The 23613-nt window shown below is 33.8% G+C and carries 29 protein-coding genes and 1 other annotated feature; of the genes, 7 read left to right on the top strand and 22 right to left on the bottom strand.

All coding sequences use genetic code 11. The annotated features are described in order from the left end of the window. Window positions 1-42 precede the first annotated feature (42 nt). The 14 genes from BGO27_01310 to BGO27_01375 are packed head-to-tail and all read right to left on the bottom strand — an operon-like array spanning window position 43 to window position 9508. Window positions 43-459 (bottom strand): hypothetical protein, encoded by a 417-nt coding sequence (locus tag BGO27_01310; GenBank protein OJV14108.1) that lies wholly within the window; start codon window positions 457-459, stop codon window positions 43-45. Window position 460: 1 nt separating this feature from the next. Next, a complete protein-coding gene (locus BGO27_01315) occupies window positions 461-904 on the bottom strand; it encodes a hypothetical protein (GenBank protein ID OJV14109.1) in 444 nt (147 codons plus the stop codon). Window positions 905-917: 13 nt separating this feature from the next. Beyond that, entirely contained in the window at window positions 918-1277 is a 360-nt protein-coding gene (locus tag BGO27_01320; protein OJV14110.1) for a hypothetical protein, read from the bottom strand. Window positions 1278-1281: 4 nt separating this feature from the next. Beyond that, the gene (locus BGO27_01325) at window positions 1282-4728 is read right to left on the bottom strand and encodes a hypothetical protein (GenBank protein OJV14111.1); all 3447 of its coding nucleotides are present in this window, start codon (window positions 4726-4728) and stop codon (window positions 1282-1284) included. Window positions 4729-4738: 10 nt separating this feature from the next. Further along, a complete protein-coding gene (locus BGO27_01330; GenBank protein ID OJV14112.1) occupies window positions 4739-5149 on the bottom strand; it encodes a hypothetical protein in 411 nt (136 codons plus the stop codon). A 5-nt stretch (window positions 5150-5154) separates the two neighbouring features. Beyond that, the gene (locus tag BGO27_01335; protein ID OJV14113.1) at window positions 5155-5922 is read right to left on the bottom strand and encodes a hypothetical protein; all 768 of its coding nucleotides are present in this window, start codon (window positions 5920-5922) and stop codon (window positions 5155-5157) included. Then, complete coding sequence (locus BGO27_01340; GenBank protein ID OJV14114.1) at window positions 5919-6476, bottom strand: hypothetical protein; 558 nt, start codon at window positions 6474-6476, stop codon at window positions 5919-5921. The genes BGO27_01335 and BGO27_01340 overlap by 4 nt, the downstream gene beginning before the upstream one ends. Then, window positions 6469-6873, bottom strand: coding sequence for a hypothetical protein (locus tag BGO27_01345; protein OJV14115.1), 405 nt, complete (start codon window positions 6871-6873; stop codon window positions 6469-6471). Before BGO27_01345 ends, BGO27_01340 begins: the two co-directional genes overlap by 8 nt. 1 nt (window position 6874) lies before the next feature. Beyond that, window positions 6875-7279: a hypothetical protein gene (locus BGO27_01350; protein OJV14116.1), complete on the bottom strand. Its 405-nt coding sequence runs from the start codon at window positions 7277-7279 to the stop codon at window positions 6875-6877. After that, complete coding sequence (locus tag BGO27_01355; GenBank protein OJV14117.1) at window positions 7276-7611, bottom strand: hypothetical protein; 336 nt, start codon at window positions 7609-7611, stop codon at window positions 7276-7278. Before BGO27_01355 ends, BGO27_01350 begins: the two co-directional genes overlap by 4 nt. 1 nt (window position 7612) lies before the next feature. Beyond that, a complete protein-coding gene (locus BGO27_01360) occupies window positions 7613-8140 on the bottom strand; it encodes a hypothetical protein (protein ID OJV14118.1) in 528 nt (175 codons plus the stop codon). Between the two features lies 1 nt (window position 8141). Continuing rightward, window positions 8142-8327, bottom strand: a complete 186-nt coding sequence (locus tag BGO27_01365; protein ID OJV14119.1) for a hypothetical protein — start codon at window positions 8325-8327, stop codon at window positions 8142-8144. Beyond that, complete coding sequence (locus BGO27_01370; protein ID OJV14120.1) at window positions 8317-8703, bottom strand: hypothetical protein; 387 nt, start codon at window positions 8701-8703, stop codon at window positions 8317-8319. Before BGO27_01370 ends, BGO27_01365 begins: the two co-directional genes overlap by 11 nt. A 16-nt stretch (window positions 8704-8719) precedes the next feature. Further along, window positions 8720-9508 (bottom strand): hypothetical protein, encoded by a 789-nt coding sequence (locus BGO27_01375; GenBank protein ID OJV14121.1) that lies wholly within the window; start codon window positions 9506-9508, stop codon window positions 8720-8722. Between the two features lie 51 nt (window positions 9509-9559). Here BGO27_01375 and BGO27_01380 point away from each other — a divergent pair, with 51 nt between their 5' ends. Continuing rightward, the gene (locus BGO27_01380) at window positions 9560-9973 is read left to right on the top strand and encodes a hypothetical protein (GenBank protein ID OJV14122.1); all 414 of its coding nucleotides are present in this window, start codon (window positions 9560-9562) and stop codon (window positions 9971-9973) included. Between the two features lie 96 nt (window positions 9974-10069). Further along, on the top strand, window positions 10070-10465 hold the full coding sequence (locus BGO27_01385; GenBank protein OJV14123.1) for a hypothetical protein: 396 nt from the start codon (window positions 10070-10072) through the stop codon (window positions 10463-10465). 272 nt (window positions 10466-10737) lie between these two features. Here BGO27_01385 and BGO27_01390 read toward each other — a convergent pair whose 3' ends face one another. Together BGO27_01390 and BGO27_01395 are read right to left on the bottom strand one after the other, a co-directional pair. After that, window positions 10738-11916: a hypothetical protein gene (locus BGO27_01390; protein OJV14124.1), complete on the bottom strand. Its 1179-nt coding sequence runs from the start codon at window positions 11914-11916 to the stop codon at window positions 10738-10740. 23 nt (window positions 11917-11939) lie between these two features. Further along, complete coding sequence (locus tag BGO27_01395) at window positions 11940-12380, bottom strand: hypothetical protein (protein OJV14125.1); 441 nt, start codon at window positions 12378-12380, stop codon at window positions 11940-11942. Between the two features lie 174 nt (window positions 12381-12554). On the opposite strand from BGO27_01395, the gene BGO27_01400 reads away from it, so the two are divergent. After that, window positions 12555-12788, top strand: a complete 234-nt coding sequence (locus BGO27_01400) for a hypothetical protein (protein OJV14126.1) — start codon at window positions 12555-12557, stop codon at window positions 12786-12788. Window positions 12789-12877: 89 nt separating this feature from the next. Here the strand turns inward: BGO27_01400 and BGO27_01405 are convergent, their stop codons facing one another. After that, window positions 12878-14074, bottom strand: coding sequence for a phage portal protein (locus BGO27_01405; protein ID OJV14127.1), 1197 nt, complete (start codon window positions 14072-14074; stop codon window positions 12878-12880). A 186-nt stretch (window positions 14075-14260) separates the two neighbouring features. Continuing rightward, window positions 14261-14362, top strand: a binding site (TPP riboswitch). Between the two features lie 53 nt (window positions 14363-14415). On the opposite strand from BGO27_01405, the gene BGO27_01410 reads away from it, so the two are divergent. Further along, window positions 14416-15600, top strand: coding sequence for a hypothetical protein (locus tag BGO27_01410; protein OJV14128.1), 1185 nt, complete (start codon window positions 14416-14418; stop codon window positions 15598-15600). Then, entirely contained in the window at window positions 15587-16252 is a 666-nt protein-coding gene (locus tag BGO27_01415; GenBank protein ID OJV14129.1) for a thiamine-phosphate diphosphorylase, read from the top strand. The genes BGO27_01410 and BGO27_01415 overlap by 14 nt, the downstream gene beginning before the upstream one ends. A gap of 137 nt (window positions 16253-16389) precedes the next feature. Here the strand turns inward: BGO27_01415 and BGO27_01420 are convergent, their stop codons facing one another. The 5 genes from BGO27_01420 to BGO27_01440 are packed head-to-tail and all read right to left on the bottom strand — an operon-like array spanning window position 16390 to window position 21665. Next, window positions 16390-17364: a hypothetical protein gene (locus tag BGO27_01420; protein OJV14130.1), complete on the bottom strand. Its 975-nt coding sequence runs from the start codon at window positions 17362-17364 to the stop codon at window positions 16390-16392. Beyond that, window positions 17355-18161, bottom strand: coding sequence for a hypothetical protein (locus BGO27_01425; protein OJV14131.1), 807 nt, complete (start codon window positions 18159-18161; stop codon window positions 17355-17357). Before BGO27_01425 ends, BGO27_01420 begins: the two co-directional genes overlap by 10 nt. An 18-nt stretch (window positions 18162-18179) precedes the next feature. Next, entirely contained in the window at window positions 18180-19565 is a 1386-nt protein-coding gene (locus BGO27_01430; protein OJV14132.1) for a glutamate--tRNA ligase, read from the bottom strand. Between the two features lie 8 nt (window positions 19566-19573). Then, the gene (locus tag BGO27_01435; protein OJV14133.1) at window positions 19574-21304 is read right to left on the bottom strand and encodes a hypothetical protein; all 1731 of its coding nucleotides are present in this window, start codon (window positions 21302-21304) and stop codon (window positions 19574-19576) included. Window positions 21305-21311: 7 nt separating this feature from the next. Beyond that, window positions 21312-21665 carry a hypothetical protein gene (locus tag BGO27_01440; protein OJV14134.1) on the bottom strand — a complete coding sequence of 118 codons (354 nt, stop codon included), beginning with the start codon at window positions 21663-21665 and terminating at the stop codon, window positions 21312-21314. Window positions 21666-21744: 79 nt separating this feature from the next. Between BGO27_01440 and BGO27_01445 the strand changes: the two genes are divergently transcribed. Both BGO27_01445 and BGO27_01450 read left to right on the top strand, forming a co-directional pair. Beyond that, window positions 21745-22395, top strand: a complete 651-nt coding sequence (locus BGO27_01445; GenBank protein OJV14135.1) for a ribulose-phosphate 3-epimerase — start codon at window positions 21745-21747, stop codon at window positions 22393-22395. A 72-nt stretch (window positions 22396-22467) separates the two neighbouring features. Further along, the gene (locus BGO27_01450; protein ID OJV14136.1) at window positions 22468-23409 is read left to right on the top strand and encodes a hypothetical protein; all 942 of its coding nucleotides are present in this window, start codon (window positions 22468-22470) and stop codon (window positions 23407-23409) included. Window positions 23410-23613 lie beyond the last annotated feature (204 nt).

Raw genomic sequence — 23613 nt, forward strand, 5'->3', positions numbered from 1 at the left:
CAGCATTTTTATCAGGAGCTGCTCTAGTTATTTATATACTAACTATATATTATAAATAACCCCCTCTATTTGCCTTCTTTTTACAAGTCCTGGTAGTTTCCGACCTTTAGAGTATACCCATTTCATAAGCTCGGTTTCAACAAGTTCATGCTCGCCTCTGTTAATTTTCTGCCTTAAAGTTGATCTTTGTAGCGCTCCAGCCCCTAAATTAAACGTAAAAGATGTAATAGAGGCTAGTTGATTATCATTAAGTGGCTGATATATAAGCTTTTTCACCTTATTTATAGCTAAATTAATGTCAATTTCTAGTAGCTGATTTGCGTAAACTTCTGAAATTTCAGTGAAATGCTCATTTGATTTAATAACATGTCCATAGCCTATGGTTAAAAGCCCTGCAGGGCATAAATAGGGCTTAAGTCTAAGCCCCTCAAATTGTTTAATAATATCGATAGCTTTCATTTTATTTCCTAAATTTAGCAAGAGACCGCTGACCAAAGTAAAAGCTTATAATACCTGCAAAAATTGCCTGATCTTCCTGCGACCATAAAATTTCGGTAATCATAAAAAGGGGTGCGCTATCATCAATAATTGAAAACTGTAAATATTTGATAGATACGTATAAAAAGAAAAAAGCGAATGCCATAATAGGGCGGACAAGCCCATTTAAAGTATCCACAAATTTTATATTCGTTTTATACGTTGTATAAAGTTCACGGAACTGTGCAGTTTCGGCAAAAAGCTCCGCTGCTTCTAAGCGCTCACTCATTCCCATTTTTTGTATTTTTATTTGCTTTTCTAAAATCGCAAGCTCATGTTTTTTATCGCTAATATCTTTGATAATCTGTAGGAAATAGGGAAATAATGAGCTTATGAAGCCAGTCAGGGCTGCAATTAAACTTATCATCTGTATACCTATTCTATATTAAACTTTCTATGTCATTCTTCACTTTGGTAGGTCTTACTCTACTCCGTTCATCATTTTTATTATTTATGTACATCCACTCGGTATCCATAAACTGTAATTCCTGATTTTCAAAATATGCTTTCATGAATGGCTTTGGTGGAATGTAGGTAACGTTGCCATTAATAAATACTAAGTGATTATGGTGGGGGGAATTTTGATTTATAATTAAATATGCTTTTTCATTCTCTAATTTTTCACCCAGATCTTCCACTATTTGATCTATTACAGGGTGAATTAAAAACTGCATTAGAGCAAAGTTAAAATTAATTGTATATTCTTTATTTGCCTGAGTAGGCGTTAAGTATTTTATCATATAATTACCTGATATTAAGTTCGTAGCCTTTGCCAGAAAGTTTATCCAGCTCGGCGATTTTGTTAATTTGTATGTTTTGCGGAATTTTTGCATCACTGATCACGATTTCTGACGCATCTGTTATAAGTAAAAATTGTGATGATGTATCACTGCTAAAAAAGTCCTTAATTTCATAAGGTAGTAGTCCGCCACTAATAATTTGGTTTCCTATTACAATAGGTGATAAAGGTTTTAAATTTTGCCCGCTAATTTGATAGCTTATTTTATCTCCTGTTGATATATCTTCACCAATAGGGCTTACAATAATATTTATTTCTTTGTTTATCAGATTTATATCTGCATCTACCGATAAGATACTTTCATCTAGTAAAATAAATCTATCACCAATTTCATGAGGCTCTAAAAAGCTATGATCCTGAGCAAATACACGGATAATATCGCTTAAAATATATTCATTAGTTTCTAATGTTTGAACGTTCTTAAAAGCTATTACTTCATCGCCGATAAGTGCAAATTGGTAGCTATCTGTTTGATAAATATCGCCGCTTATAATTGATACATGAATATTAGTAATTTTATCCTCAAAATAAGGGCTGTTTTTATGTAAACTCTTTGTGATATTGCCTATACATGCTTCTAAGTTACTAAAGCCATATTCTTTGAAATTGCCACTATCAAATACACCAACACCTGCAAAGGAATTTGTTTCTGAACAGCAAGCGAAGTAAAGGTTTAGTTTAGATTTATCTTTAGCAAAATAGTTTGGTAGCTCAAATATATGACTAATATAATTTTTAGATAAAATCTGCCCAGATGTTTTAATATTAGTCCCGATTGTCTCGTGATTAATATTAGCAACTGAATAAGTGCTATGACCTTTAATATATGTTGTATAATCAATGTTATAAGTTATATCTGTAACTTTTATAATATGATTGTCCAGCTTAATAATATCACCAATGTTAATATCAAAGTTATTAGTAAGGCTAAAACTAAAGGATATTTGCTTAATGTAATCATTGTAAAGGCTGTATTCTGCTATTTTTTCCGCCATGTTATCGCTTAAAACAAGTGGCATTGCGATAGTTTTGCTGTAGTTATTTAGCTCTGACCTTCTTTTTGAGCTAATCATTTGCTGATAATCAAAGTTACGGCTAATGTATACCACATTAACTTCCGTATCTAAATTATTAACTGATGCTTTTTCAATTTCAATGTACTGGTTTTTGTCATTTACCAATAAATCGTTTGAATTTATCTCATAAGTTTTTGCATCATTAAATGGTATAAATCTAATAATATTATCGTTAATAATACAGAAAAAATAGGCAAGGCTTAATGTTTGTAAAACATCTATAATGCTTGCGTCTTCATTTATAATAAGCCCGTCAATTTCTCCATGAAGCTGACTTGCGTCAAATTCATTTGGTAAAAATCCTGCCTTTAGCATAAGTTCGCTTACAATATTACTTAAAGAAGCTCTGCCGATTTTGCCGTTAATCCAGTGACCAGTTTTCCATAGATTATGATCGCGCCATAAGTGCTTAAGCTGTGGCCAGTAAGGGTAGGGGCGTGTATCCCAGCACCAAAGAAAGCTATTCTCTAAAAACTCAAATTCAGTAAACTTATCAAGGCTTTGATTAATTGCATTATACTGCGCCTCAAAATCTATGCTGCCGTTTGATCCTTTTGGAAAGCCGCCGTCAGATGACTCTGGATCATAAAATACATTCGGCTGATTTGCAGCTTTATCAACTGATGGAAAACCATATTCGGTGAACCATATTTTTTTCATCTTTGGCTGCCATGCTGTTTTTTGACCATTATTGTAATGGTAATTTTCCCACCAATACCTAATGTTCTTAAGTGCGTAAGGAGCTTCGTATTCATCATAACACTCACCACTTTCCCAGCCTTTTTTTACATCTTGATTTTCATCATTTGTAAGCGGAAAATAAGCATCAATTCCAACAACATCGATATACTCACTTGCCCATAAAGCATCTAAGTTATAATTACCGATATTATCATGATGATACTCCGACCAGTCGGCAGCGTAAGTTAAAGTTTTGCAAAATGATTTAGCATTTTTAGCAAGAGAAATTAAGTTATCAACCGCAATATAATGGTTGTTTTCCTGAATGCTGGTAATATTTTTTAGTTCCGACCCTATTGCTAGGCAGTCAACTTTATCGCCAAAAGTTTTAGCATAATGCATGATGAAGTCATTGTAACCATGTTCTTTATCAAAAAAATTATTAACGTCTTTATAGCTGCCTGTAATATGACCGCGCCATGGTTTGCCTTCTAAATCTAGCATGATCATTGGATATAACATTATCTTGTAGCCCATTTCCCTGCATTTATCTATAAAGCGGTGTAGTGAGCTATCCGAAGGCGTGCCGCCAAATCTTATAAATCCGTCTTTGTCTTTAGAAATAAGATGTGCAAGGTTTCTATCATATTTGCCGCTGTTCCATTTTGATGGCAAGGTTTCTGCATCTTTATATTCCACACCAGGCTTAAGCAAAAGATCCTGAATATTAAGCGAGTTACCAAACCAGCATACGGCAATAGAAACCCATTTTAAATTAGGAAGAGCCTGATTTAGCTGCTTAAGCGACAATGATGCATCGGTAACAAATTCACGGTTATTAGTATTGATAGGGAGCTGCTTACCTTTTTGCAGAAACTTACCATTATGATATTTGCCAAATACTTTAAACTGCGGCTCTGTGTCATAAACGCATTCGCCAGATCCTGGTATGATAGTTATCGCTTCAATTTTTTCTTCTAAAGTTTTGTGGCTTGATAATTTGATTTTAGGTTTTTTAACAACTTCAAAACTAAAATTTGGTATACGATTGCCATATTCAAATAGCGGGAAGTTTTCAATTACAACATATGAAAGACCGCGGTAAGCAGGAGCTTTGCCAATACCTTCATACGCCTCGATTACAGGGTCGGGAAGCTGCGTATCTGTTCCGCTATATACGCGGTAATTAATGGATTTTGGGTCAAGTTGGTTACAATCAGCCCAAATCTTGGTGATTTCATTAATTTCGCCTTTACAAAGTGCTATAGCTATCGTTGCGTAATATACAAAAACTGTTTCATGATTTGATACTTTTTTCCCGCCACCTTTGCCAACTCTGCTGGAATGTACGCGGTGTTCTTCGCATTCTTTAAGTGGCATTGCCCAGATAATATTGCCAGCAATTTTGACTGTACCGAATATTTCAGGAATGATACTTGCATAAGCAGAGCTTTGAACATAAAGATCCGAAAGTTTATGACCTATAGTTTTTTGTTTTATTTTATTAAGACCAAACATGCGGTCGTCAATTGCGCCGCCTGCCATTGTTGCAGCAATAGTTCCTGCGGTTACCGCAACAGCTCCATAGCTTGAAAGGTAAGCCGTTGCCGCAGAGGCAAGTACAATAGAAGCCATATTTATTTCTCTAGTTTATAATGTTATAAATTGAATGTATTTTTTGAATCCAGTCATCGGTAAGGCGATGCTCTACTACCTTTTTAAGTGGTGCATAGCTGTGAATAATATAAGGTTCATTATCATGAATTGTAATAAGCCCAACATGAGATGGTGCGCCGTTTATATTAAACAAAATCATATCACCTTCTGTAATATCTTTTGTTAACTTTTCAGGAAGCTGCGAAGTAATTTTATTTAAAAAATAATCACCTTGTGGGATCCTTGGGTAATCTTTTTCGTCAATTAAATTAATGCCTATTTCTTTAGCTGCCAGCATTATCAGTCCTATGCAGTCTAGCCCTATATGGCTATTACGCCCCTGATGTCTGAATGGCACGTTTAGGTATTGTCTTGCAGAGCATGTTAGTTTTTTTCGCATAAGTATTACCTTGTTTTCTGCAGGATTTCCTGAATACCTGGAATGTGCGGCTCTCCCCTGAAATTGAGGGCATTATTAAATTTGCTCACGCAGCATTCAAAGCGTTTAGAGCATCCCTCAAAAAGTATAATGCTATCATCTATATTAAGGTTGGGGATTGGTAAATTAGTAGTAACAATATTGTTATGGAAGCTTTTGATTTCCCAAATTTTATCTTGATGTTTTAGTGTTCCAAAGTTAAAAAAACCTGATGGTTTATAAGAATCCAAATGGACTACAAAATTTGATGAATCTATGATTTTAACAATATTTGCATTATAGCTATATTTATTAATATCAACACCGCACTCTTTACTGCCAAAATTTGTTCTGCAAAAGGGCGTATAAGTGTCCATAATTTTTTTATCAAGCTGACAGCCTATACCGTTTATATCAGCTTTAAAAATATTATTATCGTATGAAATAGAGGGTATAATCCCTGTAAAAATATTTTTAATAATGGTTTTATGTGAATAATCGCAAAGCTTTATTGATATTTTAGCATTATCAAAGCTGCCGTATAAAATATCTTCTTCATTTATACATTCGTCATTAATTGATCCATTTATTGAAGCCGTTGCATATGTATCAATTTGGTTGTGAACTGTACCTATCGAAAGACCAGACTGGCTTTTATACACAATATCAGCAACTAATATATCCTGATCATATGTTGTGTAATAAAACTGTTTATGCGCCTCTATTTCTAGCAAATAGCAATAGTTTGTATTCATAATTTTATCTCGATTAAATAAATATTATCAATGTCAAAAGCTTCATCAGTTAGGTTAGTAACGCTTAGTGTATCGGTGTCAAACCGCACTGCTACGTCAAATTCAAAGCTTGCGGTGATTTCTTCAAAATCATCTCTAGTTGTTACAATTCCTGATGTATGGTCAATGAGTCCTTCTATTATTTCGCCACTATAAAATAGCTCGACACTGTCGATAACTGGCTTTTGTATAATTCTTTCACCTTTCATCAGCTGGAATGTATTTGGTGCAATCTTTTGAAGTCTTTCATTTTCAGCTTTAAAATCTGAAAAATCACGAAACCTAAAGCCAACAGCCTTACCTTTTTTATCTCGGAAGAATTCCATTAAAGTTTTAAGCTGCGAAATAGTTTTTATGCCATATGAAATATTATATTTTAAGCGCCCATGCTTCCAGTTAACGTTTCTAACTTCATGACCTGATTTACTGGTAGATACATGTGTTGAATATTCAAGCATCACTTCTGAGCCATAAGCAATATCAAGCGGGAATAATTCTTCGCTGAAACTATGCATGGTTTTTGATCTCTACATTTGATGCGCTTTCTAAGGTGATAGTATATGTTTCTTCATCATCGTAATTTCCGGTGCGTTCATACGATGATATGATGAAATACCCTTCAAATATCTCGCCACTGCCAAAGCACATTTGGAATTTTTCTTTTGCACCGCTAAAGCTAAGGTTACGTATTGTAAGTTCACTGCTAGAATCAGTAAAGATTCCGCCACCTGTTATAGAGATGGATCTTACCGCGCCGCTTAATAGCTCTCTCCAGTTTCCTGAAAGTTTATTGGTAATATCGATAGTTTGGTTGTTAAGTACCATGCGAGTAGTTTTTAGACCGCCTATGGTGTCAAATGAGTCACCATTAAGTACTTTAAGAAGCATTAGTGAGCCTGGTTGAATTGACATATTAATTCTCCATGTGTTTTAAGTTAATATCTAAGTTTAATGTATAGTTGCTGCCCTTTTTAGAAGGTGCGATTTCAGAAGTTGTTAAGGAAGATAAAAAGATATTCCCTTCATAATCAAAACGCTTGTTAGCAAACATTCTAGTAATTTCATCCTGAATTATACTTAGCTGGGTATTGCCTTTTTCATTGCTATGGCAGTGCAGGTTGATTTTAATCTCGGTGCTTTGAAAGGTTTTTGTGCTATAATCTTTGGTACTGATTTTATGGATATGTATGTAAGGAAGCTTAACATTTTCCGGTAAATATACATAAACGCCGCTTATCATTTTACCAATCACTGAATGTTTTTCTAACATCTCGATTAGCATTTTCTCAGCAATTAATATTGAAGATGTTATATTCATTCTATTTCCTCGGTTATAAACATTTTAAAAGGGTCATTAAGCGTATAAATTTTGAATATTTTTAGCTTTTGGTATTTAATGCTGATAATGTCGCCTTTTGTTATATTTTTGCTGGAGTTTGTAACAACTTTATAAGTTGCATTTACCTGAACCACCCCCGAAGCAGGTGAGTATGGAACTGTTTGTTCTGCTATAATAGGCTCGAGTTTAACCCAGATATTATAAGATTTTGTGTAAACAGTTTCGCTGGATCCGAATAAGCCTTTTCTAACTTCTGCTTTATGGACGTATGCTTTTTGATTAAGGTCGGATAGCTTATAATTTTTGACCATACTACAACCTATATTCTATAAATGGGGTGTAATAATTATGCACTTTATCAAGATGATTTTGTTCGTGATAATAGATGCCTTTTATGTGAGCTAAAATTCCTTGCTTAATCATATTTGGAATATCTTTTGCAGACTTAAAACCGGTAGTATACGAAATTTCAAGGTGATCAGAATATACAGGAAACTTAAAACTTACAGTCCTGCCAATAAGTTTGTAATATTTTTGATCGAGTAGCTTATATTCGCCATATGAATCTATAAAAACGCTTTCAAGCGATAATATTTTTGCATGAGGCAAAATAATATTTTCCTGAAATACTTTAGAGTACGTTAGGGTAAATTTAACTGGGTTTATTTTAATATTTAAAAAATGCTCAGCATACTCTATTGCAGCATCGCAAATTTCATTGATAAGGTCATTATCGCTATCGTCATCTATTTTAAGATATGACTTAATAGCATCAAATTTGATAATGTCTAATTTTTCCAGATTCTCTGAATTAATGTTATTATATATTGTAATATTCATATTAAACCTTTTGGTCAGGAAATTGTTGTTTTAATTTTTCAAGGTCTTGTTTGGCAATCGCCGGATTTTCGGTAGCTAAAATACTGTTTAACTCCCATGGGGTTAGTTTCCAGAGTTCGTTTGGTTTTATACCGATAAGAAAAGCCGTTTTAATAAGCTTTTCCCATTCTATAAATTCATCTTTCATGGCAGATATCCGTAAGTTTATTAATGCTGTTTGGGTATAGGAAAATGGTGATTAAACATGTAGCAATGAGTGATGCGGTTTTAATGCCCATTTCGGCAGTTAAATATCTGATTTTCAAAAGTGAATAATCTTTAGAGTCACTATTTAGTGCGTGATATAAAATGCTCTCAATACTTTCTTCATCAAGACTTTGATTATCAAGTGATATGAGACGGTTAAACTTTTTGCCAAGATCACGCTCAATATTAATTGCAGATCCGAAAGTGATATTTGCGCTAAATCTTTCATTATTATGTTCAAAATCAAGACCTCTTTGTGATCCGAATTCTGAAATAAAAATATAAGTATTTACATCAATTTGCTTTTTGTAATGCATGATTATAATCCTATCGTTAAAATTTGCGGCTGTGTTTTTTAAGTGTCTTTGTTAGCTCGCCAACAATTTGCTGTTTATTATGCTGAAAGCCGCTATAGTCATTGGCACTAATATTTAAGGTAACGTTGATGTTTTTAGTGTTTCCACCCAGCCTGTTATTAGGGACGACCGATCCGTATGTGTCAGGAACGAAAAGCTCGGGGCCATTCTCACCGACTAAATATGGAGTATTGGATGATACACTGCCACCAATAGCTTTTTTATTACTTGCTGGAAAATGAAAGAGATCATATTTAATTTTGCTGAGCAAATCTGTTTGTAGGGCTTCAAGTTTTTTGGGATCATTAAGTGTTGCATTTGCATCTTTTATAAAATTAGGCATATACCTACCGGCTATACCTCCTATCTGTCCTGATTTTGCATAATCACCTATAAAAAAAGTTTTAATAACTTTGTTTAAAGCACCATTTTTAAAACTTTCCAGTTCCTTAATCATTTCGGTTTTGAAGTTTTGAGTGTCACCTTTTAAAATTTGAGTGAAGTTTTTCTCAAATATTTCGCGTGATTTTTTAGTAGTATCATTTGCTGCTTCTAATAATTCTTCATTTATTTGATACCTTATAATATCCGTCCAATTTTTAGAAATTACTGCAGCGGTTTTTTCAGATTGTTTTTCAGCAGCTACGCAGCATTCTTGAATTGCTTCAAATTTTCTGACTAAAGTGTTATATATTTTATTGACTTCGTCATCTGTCTCTTTTAATTTGATTTTTAATAATTCTAAATCTTCTAATTTTTCTTTCATATGAAAATATTTCCATTTCTATTTATTATTGTGTTGTTAACTAACTGTAGTGTGTCTAAGACACTGTCTGTTGAGCATTGCAGGGAGAAGCTTGGTACTAAAGTCTCTATCAATTCTGATGAGTTCAAAGAATGCTTTAAAAGTAGGCAAGAACATCTTCTTAAGAGATATGCTGAATATCAAAAAGATTCTGACTGGTGTTGGGATGAGGTGGAAAAAGAAGTTCCTTATAAAGTTGATACAATAAGAACCTATATACCTTCTCAAGATATTTACGATGATAAAGGTAATAAAATCGGTCGTACTGAAAAAATAGATAGAGTTGATTATGTACAGCCACCAGAAAATGCAAGAGCGCGTAAATATTGCCATAAAGAGTGCATGAAAAAAAAGCGGGCTAACAACCCAACAGATGACATTAATGATATGATTAATGACATAGATAATCTGTTTTTGTATAAGTAGATTTAAATCTTCTAATTTTTCTTTCATATGAAAATATTTCCATTTCTATTTGTTATTATGTTGTTAACTAACTGTAGTGTGTCTAAGACACTGTCTGTGCAGCATTGCAGGGAGAAGCTCGGTACTAAAGTTTCTATCAATTCTGATGAGTTTAAAAAATGCTTTGAGGAGAGAAAAACTTATCTTCATAGAAGGTATGCTGAATATCAAAAAGATGCTGACTGGTGCTGGGACGAGGTAGAAAAAGAAGTTCCTACAATTATGGATGAGGTTAGGGTGTATCAACCATCTCAAGATATTTATGATGATCAAGGTAATAGAATTGGAAAAACCCGTGAAGTCAATTATATAAAGTATGTCCAGCCACCTTCTAATGCAATGGCGCAACTTTATTGCCATAAAGAGTGCATGAAAAAAAAGCGAGCTAACAACCCAACAGATGATATTAAGGGTATGATTGAGGGGATTGATAATCTTTTTAATTATGAATAGTTTTTGATAATTCTTCATATATTTATAAATCAACTAAATGGATTCATTATTTTTATGGTGATGACTCAATAGATTTAGTCATTGCGAAAAATGCAAAGCATTTTGTGGCAATCCAAAACTATAAAAGCGGCAAACAACTAAGTGGCATTAGTTTATATTATGGATTCCCACGAGGTATTTTATACCTCTCGGAATGACAGGTGTAGACACAAGGTCATTGCGAGGGATGCAAAAGCATCCCACGGTAATCTATCTTATAATCCCAAAACTATTTAAACTAAGCTTAACAACTTAATAGCGCTAAAGTTAACTACATCGCCACCTACGCGTTTTGTTGTATAGAATTTTACAAATGGTTTTTCTGTAAATGGGTCGCGCATTACTTTTACGTTTGCACGGTCAACAATCATGTATGCCGATTTGAAATCACCAAGTGCAATTGCAAGAGCATCTTTAGTAGGAAGTGGCATTGCTTCACTATGAATTACAGGAATGCCAAGTAATGTGTCCGGAGCGCCAAACTGAAGGCTAGGTGACCATAAGTACTGTCCTGATTCGCTTTTTAAGGTGCGGATTAAATGAGTAGTTTGTCTATTCATAATAAAGCTTGCGCGTGATGCGTAATTTTCACCTAAGCTATACACAAGCTTCATAAGCGATTTATCATTAAGTCCACCCTGAATACCGCTTTGAATTTGCTCGATTTTGCCCCATTCTTTACCGTTTTGATAAGATAAAATACCTTTTGGTTTGCCCATTCCATCGCCTTTAATAAATGCATTTTCTTCCATTTCAGCAAAAGACATAGCAATTTTATCTTCAAGCCAGCTTTCAATATCAATGCTTGCATCATCAATAAGTTTTTGGGTAGCTTTTGGCTGAGCATACATTTCATGTACTGGAATAATTTTTTTGCTGATTTTTGGTGTAGTAGTATCGGTAACTATATTAGTTTCAGATGTCCAGCCTGTATCCATTTTTTGGTAATCTTCTAAAATCTCGATAGCATCACTTGAAATTTTTTGAATAGTTGCAAGTCTTCTCATTGAAACTGAGTTTGCGATATTATCTGCAATTTTGTGCTGCATATCACGAGTTACAAAATATCCGCCATCAGATTCAGAGCCAACTGATAAAGCTTTTTGCTCATATTTTGCGAGATTATTATCTGTGCCTTTACGTAAATATTCTGTAAATGCAGATTTGTGATCATCAGATGATGTATAGTTTTTTACTTCTCTTGTAGGGCGAGAAATAGAAGCCTGAAGGTTTTCAATTTTGTCATTTAAGCCTTCCATAACGTTGTGAAGATTATTTAAAGAGCTTTCTGTTACAGAATCTGCTGCTCCAAATGCCTTAATTTCATATTCTTTGCGGTCATTTATTTCTTTAAAGTTTTCCCAAGCGTTTAAAGTTTGTTCGTATTGATTTTGTAATTCTGAATTATTCATATTTTTTTGCCTATTATGATTAGTTAAATAGATTTTATAGTCATTACTTGTGATTCTTTATTAGCAGGGAAAGTTACCAAACTAATTTCAAGTAAGTCTATTTCGGTGATTATTCGGGTTTTTGTTTTGCGATTCTTAACGGCTTTTACAACATTAAATCCTATGCTAAGTCCGCAGATTGCCTTGTTACTTATTAGTGCAAAAGCTTCACTGGCTTTTTTTACTGCAAGAATTAATTCTGCCTCAATTTTGAGACCTTTTTTGTCTTCAGTAATTTTTATAATTTTACCAATAGGATAGTCATGGTTATGCTGCCAAAGTAATTTAATATTTTCTGGCTTATTATTTGCCAAAGTTTTTTTAAACGCACCTGGAGCAACAATATCATTATGTTGGTCAACAACATTAAAAACGCTTGCATAACCTGAAAACATTGGGTTTTTATTAATAATGTCTTTATTCATCTTAAGTTATATTGTTTGTAAGTTGAAAATTGCGATCTTTATGCCACTATTAAAAAAAATTGCATAATTTGTTATTGTCTTGTTGTTGAAATTTGCATGTATGTTGCTAATATAACTAGCAATGATGCATGGGCATCATGCATACATAAACACATAACAAATTGGGTACAACAAATGAAAAAAGTTTTACTTGCTAGCGCATTCGTTGCTGCTATTGCTACAGCTCAAGTTGCATCTGCTGAAGAAGCTATGCACGCACAATTACAAGACGGCACAACAGTAGAAATCATGGGTGATGCTGTTAACGTAGTTGAAAAAGACGGTTCTAAAAAACCAGCTCCAGACGGGAAACACGTTTTAGCTGATGGTAAAGAAATCGAAGTTAAAGACGGTAAACTCGTAAAATAAGTTTATTAGAAGCTTTAAGTTTCTTTTATCTATAAAGGCTGGAATTTTATATTCTGGCCTTTTTTTATTACATATAACAGCATATAGACTTAGTTGTAATTATCCCCATTTAAAGGGCTATAGCCAAAGATTTCTCTCTTCTCGTTCTTAGTTAAAAAACTACAGCTTTCAATTCTTTGCCATAAACTTTCTCTTCTAGCTGACAACGCACTAATATTATCTTTATTATAAATAATTCTAATATTGTCATTATAGTAAGGTGCAAGAAAGCTATTTAACTGATTGGTTATATTATCAAGCAGTGGGAAAATAGTTTCTTCCCAAAGTGCAAGTCTTGCTTCTTGTAAATTGCTATAAGTATTATCACCTGGAATACCAAGTAATTGAGGCGGCACACCAAAAGCTAAAGCAATTTCACGTGCTGCACTATTTTTAGCTTCTAAAAACTCCATTTCTTTATTTGAGAGGCTCATTTCTTTCCATTCTAATCCGCCTTCTAAAATTAGCGGTCTACCAGCATTTTTATGACCGGAGAAATTCTCTTCAATTTGCTCTCTTAGTCTTTCATATTGCTGCTCTATTAAATATGGATAGTTTCCAGATTCAGCTTTGTAAATTAGTGCACCGCTAGGTCTTGCTCCGTTTTGTAGTAATGACTGATTCCAGCTTGCCGCCATATTATGCTGATCAATGCTGTAAGCAGCAGCTTCTACTGGTGAAAGCCCATACAGATCATCAAGGGGATGAAAATTTTTAAAGTGGATAATATCGCTTTTACCTGTAACGTTATCGATCATGTAATCTTCCTGAAGGCTACCAATCTTATGTCTATATGCGACAGGGTATGCTTTTTCATCTGTAATAATACTTACTCTGTCCGGTCTGAGTAAGTGAAGTTCGATTGGTTTACTTTGTGAGTTTTTAGTAATTACGCAAAAGCTATTACCCGCTATTAAAATATAACTTATTAAACTTTCAAAAAACTCTATGCCAGAAGTTAGACTATTGGGTTTGTTTATCAAAGTGATAATCGGGTGAGAGTCATAATTTTCATTTGTAAGTCTATTTTCAGCCTGCCATGTAATGCTGCTAGCTGCTTTTGCTATCAAACTAATAGACCTATGTGCTACTACGTTTTTGCAATAAGCTTCCTTTGCAAATTCAGTATATTCGCGCTTCATCCAGGTGGCTTTGCCTGCGCTATTTAATATAGTTTGGTTTTTGTTGTAAGTAGATCTTATAGACGCAGATTTACTAAAATAAGAAAATAAGTTTTTAAGATTCATAATCATCCTCGTTACTAGGTACGAGGGGCTATAATATGAATATTTTTTATCTTGGGAATGGGGTGTGCTTAACTTTTTTCAACTTTTTTTATTTTTCTATACTAATCAAAAGGATGATATAATAAGCTAAAATTTCTTATTATCGTAATTGACAAATAAAAATACATATAATAATTTACCAGCAATTCAATTTACCAGGGGTGCCTGATGCATTTGCTAAGGCTGAGAAATACCCTTTTTAACCTGCACTGGATAATGCCTGCGGAGGGAGCGTAATAAAATGCCAATACTTTATTATATCATTTTTATGCTCTGTATTCCCAATTTAATGGGGAAATCAGATGCTTTTAAAATTTAAAAAAAATTATTTACCAGCAATGCTTGGGGCTGCTATAGAGTACTACGACGTAGCACTTTATGGATTTATGGCACCCATTTTAGTAAAGGTGTTTTTTCCTTACATAACTAAAAGTAAAGCCTATTTTATTTATTTTTTCATAGAGTTTATAGCCGCACTTTTTCAGGTGTGCGGTGCCAAAATATTTGGGTATGTTGGTGATAAGTATGGCAGAAAGCCAGCAATGTATTACTCGATGCTTGGAACATCTTTGGTTACTTTTATAGTAAGTATGCTTCCTACATATAATGATATTGGAATAGTTGCAACTATAGCATTTGTCTTATCAAGGCTATTACAAAGCTTCTTCTTAGGTGGGGAGTATAATGGTGGTGCTATTTATTGCCTGGAACATACGAAAAATAACAAGGGTTTTATTAGTGGGATTTATTGTTCCTTTACCGTACTTGGTATAGTTGTAGCAAGCTTTGTAGCATATTTAATTAGTAAATTTGGAGCTGAATATTTTAGGTATGCTTATTATTTAAGTTTTATCTTAGCGATATTGACAGTATTTATGCGTAAAGATATAAAGGAAACCCCTGAATATAAAGCTAAGCCAAATAGTAATTCAAAACTAATTTTTATATATGATATCTGTTTAGCAAGTATGTATTTTGGTATTTTATATGGTTTGCCTTCGAAAATACTGAGCGTTATTTTACCTTTGCACAGTGGTATAAGTCAGTCACATATTATGCTAATTAATGCCTTATCTTTAATTATATACATGATTTGTTTAAGTATTTTCGGTTATATATCTGATAAGATTGGCTTTAAAAAACAAATGAGAATTGCAGTTATTTTTACTGTAATATTAATATATCCGCTTACTATGATGCTAAGCATTAAAAGTTTAATTATAGTATTGGTAGTTAAAACAATTTTTATGCTAATGGCTGCATTATATATCGCTCCTTTTCATGCATATGCACAAGATTTATCACAAAGTATTTCAAGATATAAATCAATATCAGTTAGTTATACCACAGGAAAGTGTGCTTCAACTTTGTTACTGTCTGGAACTATATTATTATATGAATTTTTCATCAGCATAATTGCACCAGTTAGTATTTTGTTTCTTCTTAGTATATTAATTTTAAACAGGTACAGATATGAAAAGTCTTGAATATGCTATGAAGCTTTGTTTAGTCACAAATATGAAGCAGGAAAGTTTTGAAGAATATAGTAAAATGGTAGTTAAGGCTGTAAAAGGTGGTGTGACTATGGTGCAGCTAAGAGATAAACATTTAAGTAAAGAAGAATATAGACATAGAGCTAAGCTATTTAAAAAAGTTTTATTACCATTTAAAGTGGCTTTCATGCTTAATAACCATGTTGATATTGCTAAAGAAATTGATGCAGATGGTGTCCATATTGGACAAAGAGATATGGATCCAGAGTCTGCTCGAAAAATTTTAGGTAAAGATAAAATTATAGGTCTTTCAATTGAAACAGAGTATGAACTTGAAATAGCTAATAAAATGTCATGGGTAGACTACGTTGCTGCAAGCGCAGTACTTCCAAGCAGAACTAAAACTGATTGTAGAAGACTTTGGGGTATTGAAGGGTTAAGAGGTTTTGTAGAAAACTCCAGGCATCCTGTTATGGCTATAGGAGGAATTAAGCAATATAACATAGATCAAATAATGCAAACAGGTATAAATGGTGTTGCAGTGATTGGTGCGATTACAGATGCTATAGATCCAAAGGAGGCATCGAGTCAATTAAGACAAGTGATTGACCAGTATAATTGTAAGATCAGGGCAGTAAGTTTATGAGATTATAAATGGGTGGGGTGGGGGGAGTTTTAGAAACAATCCAGTGAATTGTTTCTAAACTAACACCCATTTTTAAGCGAATAAACTCTAGGGAGTTTTTCGCATAACTTCAATTAAAATAATTGACGCAATAAATTCTAAAAATTCCGCTCTAAAGAAAATTTAAAAATCTCTTCAAAAGCTTCTTTTGCATAAGAATCTGGGAAGCTTTCAAGCTTCTGTCTTGCTTTATTTATATATTCTTCAGCATAAGTTACTGATTTTTCTAAAATATTATATTTCTCAATTAAGGTGTATACATATGCAAAGCTTTCTTTAGTAAAATCAAGATCTGCAAATATCTGATATAGCTTTGTTTTGGCTGGAGTCTCAAGCTTATCACGAAGTAAAATAAGTGGGAGAGTTACTTTTCCTTCTAAAAAATCATCGCCCTGATTTTTGCCTTTTTTAGGTGAGGGGGAGTAATCAATAACATCATCCATAATCTGGAATGCTATACCTAAATAAAGACCAATTTCACGCATTACTGAAACAAGCTTATTATCAATGTTATCAGCTGTAAGAGGTGAAATTTCACAAGATGCAGCAAATAGTTCTGCAGTTTTTGCCGATATAATTTTTATATATTTATCATAGCTTAAGTCAAAGTTACCAATCTCATCAAGCTGCATTACTTCACCTTCGGAAATAATACTAGATGCAGTTGATAAAACTCTTAAAACATCAAGGCTTTTGTCTTCTACCATAAGCTGGAATGAGCGGCTGAACAAATAATCGCCAACTAAAATAACGGCTTTATTGCCCCAGACATTATTAGCTGTTGGTTTGTTACGGCGCATCATGCTTTCGTCAATTACGTCATCATGCAGTAATGTTGCAGTATGAATAAACTCAACAGCAGCAGCAAGTTTTAAATGGCGATTATTAGTAATGTTGCAAAGTTCAGCCGATAAAATGGTAAGTAACGGTCTAAATCGTTTACCGCCTGATTTTACAATATATTCAGTAACAAGCGGTATAATATCGGTATGAAATGAGGAACGCTCGCATACAATGCGATCAACTTCCTCTAAAGAGCCATTAAAATGTGAATATATCTGCTCTAAATCCATTTAAGTAAGTCACGTAATATTGACATTATAACTTCAATTACGATAAGCAGGATAATTACCATCTCGAGCCTTGAAGAATGTAAGTGATTGAGTTCGTTAGATAAAATATCATACACTTCATGAATCGAATCAAGGCGTCTGTTTAAAATATCAAGACGTGTGTTGATATCAAGGTAACTTGATGCCATTTGGTAATATGACTCATATTTAGGTCTGCGCCAGAAGAATTCTGGTAAGTCTAAAATATCGTTGTCTAAATTAATAGAGTTTCTTTCACCAAAAAGCGCCCCAATTTGTTTAGCTAAGGCTTTTCTTGATAGCGATACTTTACCCTTTTGAGCAAGTTCATGTGAAAGTGGTCTAGTTTTTTCAATAGACTTACTTACTCTAAACTCAAAATATTCAAGCTTTGCTGATTGTGATAATGCATGCGAGAATGATAGTTTAATAAGCTCATCATTTTCTTCTAAAATCCATAAATCATCTTCTTCGATTATGCTTGTTTTTTGTTCGGTATCTATTTTAAAGTTAGTGACTTCCTCGAATACGGCATCATATTTGCCTTTAATATATTTACTCATATCGTCCATAATTTCAAGGACATCTTCGGTAGATCCCCAGGTCACTATACATCCATATGAGAATAAAAATACATCCTGATGTATTTCACTTGTGCGGTCTATTGTAAAATGAATAACGTCATCATAAAACTTAGGTTCATAACCTTTAAATCTAAGTTCTTTTGCGATATTATCTACGTCAAATTCTTCAGCTATTGCGTATGCTGTACATTTCATATAATTAACTATTAAAGTTTATCCAATTTGCTCTAAAAAGCTTTTAATTCTTGCCTGAGACATTTCTTTTCCAACAATCTCAAGAACTTCAAACATACTTGGTGAGGAAGTAGAGTTTGTAACTGCATATCTTACCACTTCGCCAAATTGTCCTAATTTTAGTTGTTTAGAATTTAAGAAATCCTCAACAACAGATTTTATACTATCCTGCTGCCAATTTTCAACATTTTCAAGTATTTGCATAATATTTTTTAGCAAATCTTTTTTCTCATCAGTCATTTTAGACTTTATTTCATCTGAGTAATCTAATGTTTCTAAGTAATAAAACTTTGCCTGATCCTGAAGCTCATTAATGGTTTTGGCTCTAATTTTGAGGGAGTCTAAGCCTTTTATAAGCTTATCTTTAACTGAGTCTGAAAATTTACCAGCCAGATTTTCAATTAAGCTAATTAACCTTTCGTTTGAAGATTCTTTTATATAATGGGCATTTAAATTAAGCAGTTTTGCCATATCAAACTTAGCAGCACCTTTATTAACATGCTCTAAATTAAACCATTCGATAGCTTTTTCGATTGGAATAATTTCTTCATTTCCATGACTCCAGCCAAGGCGAAGTAAGTAATTTAATAAGCTTTCGGGAAGTATTCCCATTTCTCGGTATTCAAGCACAGATAATGCTCCATGCCTTTTAGAAAGTTTTGCTCCATCACTTCCATGAATAAGTGGAATATGAGCAAATTCTGGTCTTTTCCATTCCATTGCGTCATAAATCATTATCTGCCTGAAAGTGTTATTTAAGTGGTCATCACCCCTTATAACATGGCTTACGTTCATATCATGGTCATCTACAACCACTGCCAGCATATATGTTGGTGTACCATCAGAACGCAAAATTACCATATCATCTAAAATGGCATTTTGAACTACAACTTTACCTTGAACAAGATCATTAACCTCGGTTGCACCATCGCGTGGTGCTTTAATACGTACTACTGGTTTTTGACCTTCTGGTGGGGTTCCGCCATCTCTCCAAGGGCTTCTAAATAAAAATGACTCACCTTTACTTTGCGCTTCTTCTCTAAGCTTATTAATTTCTTCTTGCGGAGTGTAGCAATAATACGCTTTACCTTTTTTAACAAGCTCATGCGCAACTTCTGCATGCCTATTTGACCTTGCAAGTTGATAGACTATCTCGTCATCGTTTTTAAGCCCTAACCATTCTAGGCTATCAAGTATTATTTGTTTAGCGGCGTCGGTTGATCTTGCTACGTCAGTATCTTCAACTCTTAGTAAATATTTGCCGTTGTGGCGGCGTGCAAAAAGATAGTTAAACAGTGCAGTTCTGGCGCTGCCAATATGTAAAGCACCCGTTGGAGACGGCGCAAAACGTGTTGTAATTGTCATAATAAGTCCTAAAACTCTAGTTGGCTTTTAAGCCATGCAGATATGTTATTGTCTTTGATTTGTGGCAATATAATGCTAGAAATCATTTTATAGTAATGTTTTAGCCAATTTATCTGGGATGTGTCAAGTTTTTCAAATAAAATAAGGTCTTTTTCATATGGTACTAAAGTTAGGCTTTCAAATCCATATTGATGAGTTGCAACTTCCTTGCAAAACATAAGGTTCTCAATTCTAATGCCAAACTCACCCTCTATATAAATACCAGGCTCATTTGACATAATCATATTTTTCATAATTTTCTGAGGGTTATGGCGTTTAGATATATGAAAAGGTCCTTCATGAACGTTAAGCAAGTTTCCAACGCCATGACCTGTTCCATGCTCATAATCATATCCAATATCCTGAATTGGCTTTCTGGCAATGGCATCTAACTCTGAGCCAATTGTATTTTCATTAAAATCATGATCTAGCAAGTTAATATGACCCTGAAGTACAGCGGTATAGCACTCTTTCCATTTATCTTTAGGGTTATTTCCTATTAATATAGTTCTGGTAATATCTGTTGTGCCAGACTCATAATGACCACCAGAGTCAACTAAAAGTAATTCAGTTCCTACAAGAGGTTTTGCTGATTTTTCAGTAGCACGGTAATGTATGATAGCGCCATTAGATGCAAAACCGCATATACTTGGAAAACTTTCACAAATAAATTCCTTATATTTCTTGCGCTCTTCAAGCAAAATCTGGGCAATATCCATTTCATTTAGGGTAGTAGTTGCATGTTTAATACGGTAAATGGCATTAATTACAGCAATAGCATCCATAATGTGGGCTTTTTTTGCGCCTTCTATTTCATTGTCTTTTTTAACAGCGCGCATAAGTAAAAGACCATCATCAAAGCTTACGCTTTCAATGGAATTTTTATCAAATTTATTTCTAAACCAATCCTGAGTTTTAGGGATGTTGTAGGCAATTTTTTGACCATTTAAACCCGATATATATTCTTCTAAATTATTGATATCATGGAATTTTATTTGAAGCTCAATAACTTCTTTAAGATAATCAAACCTTGAAGGCTTATAAGTAAATAAGTCAATGTCGCCTGATTTTGAAATAAAAATGTAGCTAAGTATAACTGGGTTACATGGAATATCTGTACCGCGAATATTAAGTAAATAACATATTGATTCTGGGTCGGCTACTAAAAGCTTATCTGCAATTGTCGCGAATTTGCCTAGAATTTCAGTAAGTTTAATTTGAGGAAAATCAGCTATATAATCCAAATTCTGCATAAATGGCATAGAATTTGGCATTTTAGGTCTATTTTCCCATATTTCATCAATAGGGTTTTTAATAGGTAAGAGCTTACAATTATCTGACTTAATGTTATCAATAAATGCTGAAGAATGCAGTCTTGGATCGTAAGCGAGTAACTTGATCCCTTCTTCATCAATGTAATTTTTTACTGATTTTTCAGAGAGATTTATTATTTTTACATTTTGGGGTAGTTCATTTCTAGCCTGAATTAAATAGCGCCCATCGGTAAATAATACGTGCTTGCCATTGCTACTTGCAAGCAATATTCCGTTGGATCCGGAAAATCCACAAATATATTCTAATCGCTTAAGGTAAGGGGGGCTGTATTCACTTAAAAATTCATCGGTTGAAGGTATTAAAAATGATTCTATGCTATTGTTTTCTAAAACTTTTTGAAGAATGTTAAGCTTAGAATCTATCATAGTATTTCTATTTGCCTTGACCTATATTGTGAGTACCAGCGCCCTGAAGACCCTTACCGATATTTGTAGAATCTATTGAGGTAGGTGTCATTTGAGGACTTAAGATGGCTAAAGATGCAGCCTGAATACCAGCAAATCCTGCTATTCCCTGCATACTCATGAATGCGCCAATCATTGCACCTAAAGCACCTTTTTTTTGACCGACAGCATCTAGATATTTTTCAAGATTTGAAGTAATATTTGAGTCTGCACCCATTTCGAAAAGCACAGCCTGAGCTGATCCGCTTCCTGCACCTATAATGCTTGGTGATTGAGAAAGCTGACTTTGAAGTGACGCCTGAAATGAATCATGACCTGCCATATTAGTTACCCGTTTATACTTGTGTTTTTCATAATATTATAATAGCATGGCGTAATATAAAATTAAAGGTTTTTAAATAATGAATAAAATCAAAATTTCTCCTTCTCTTTTATCGTGTGATTTTGCAAGCCTTGGCGAAGAAGTAAGGGCTATTTCCGAAGCTGGTGCAGACTACATTCACTTTGACGTTATGGACGGTCATTTTGTACCAAATATTACCATTGGAGCTGAAGTTGTTAAGGCTGCCAGAAAGCATAGTAAGCTTCCATTTGATGTGCATCTTATGATCTCAAATCCTGATCATTATATTGAGGAATTTGCACGTGCAGGCTCTGACATTATCACAGTCCATGAAGAGGCAGTAATACACTTAGACCGTACACTTGCTCACATAAAATCTCTTGGTAAAAAAGCAGGTGTATCTTTAGTACCATCAACACCAGAATCAACATTAGAATATGTTATGGATAAAGTTGATTTAATTTTAGTCATGACAGTTAACCCTGGTTTTGGCGGGCAAAAATTCATTGATACCATGCTACCGAAAATTCGTAATATTCGGGCAATGATAGAAAAAACAGGAAGGCAAATTGACCTTCAGGTAGATGGCGGTATTAACAAAGATACGGCAAAACTTGTTATAGAGGCAGGGGCTGATGTATTAGTTGCAGGGTCTTACATTTTCGGAAATAAAAATTATAAAGATAATATCGAAAGCTTAAGAGCGTAAGGTTTTGCTAGTATACTGCTCTAAGATTTGCTAAACTTTCAAATAGTTAATATTTGGAATATGAGGTCAAGCATGCGCAAATCGCTTACAGATCATACAGAATCGCTTCATGATATTGTTATGTCCATACCGGACGATATGTCGATTTATAAATGGTTTTTATATTTTTTAAGAATCTTAGATAAAATCTGGCACTATCCTATTGTTGCTGGGGAAAATCAAACAATCGCTTTGTCTAATCTTGTAATAGCATCTTTACTTTTATACTTTGGTGTGAAAGTTGCTAAATCTTTAAGTAGACAAATATACTTACGTTTTATTTCAAGGCTTGATATCGAAAGAAGTGCGGCGCAAGCATTTGAAAAGGCGACCTATTATGGACTTATAGTTATTATAAGTTTTATAGTTCTTGATATTGCTAATATTCCATTAACAGCCTTTACATTTGTGGGTGGTGCGCTTGCCATTGGTCTTGGTTTTGGAACACAGCAAATTCTCAACAATTTTGTTAGTGGCATTATTATAATGATGGAACAACCAATAAGAATAGGTGATATTATTGAAGTAAGTGGTAGTGGTACTAATTTAAGCGGGATTGTCACAAATATTGCAGCAAGATGTACGCATATTGTCACTGGTGACAATATTGATGTAATAATACCAAATAGTACGCTACTTCAAAATACCATCATTAATTATACATTATCGGGTGAGGGTACAATAAGGCACGCAATAGAGTTTAAAGTATCTCAAGAAAACGATATTAACAAAGTTTCAGAGATTCTTGAAAGTGTTATATATTCACAAAACAATATTCTTGAATTCCCAGAGCCACAAATTTTGCTTATAAACGTTGAAGAAAGGCTTCTAACATATAAAATAACATTTTGGATAGATTTGCGCGCAGATATTTCAAGAGCAATAATAGTCAGTAATATTTATAATGAACTATTCAGAGAAATGAAGGCTAATAATATTGAGCTTAATGCGCCCCTATACATGTACGGCGAATAATATCTTTTTTTAAATAAAGCATTACTGCGTCACTTATCGCTCACCTAGGTTTGACTAGGCTTCGCTCTTCGTTTCTTATACTGCTTAATTTAAAAAAAGATATTCTATTACTTTAATGGATTGCCACGGAAAATTTGATTTTCCTCGCAATTGTATAGGTTCGGAGTATCGGTGACGGAATTTTGAGTGAAAAGGGTTGACAAT

This window comes from Alphaproteobacteria bacterium 33-17 (assembly GCA_001897445.1).
In the GTDB taxonomy this organism is placed as follows: domain Bacteria; phylum Pseudomonadota; class Alphaproteobacteria; order Rickettsiales; family 33-17; genus 33-17.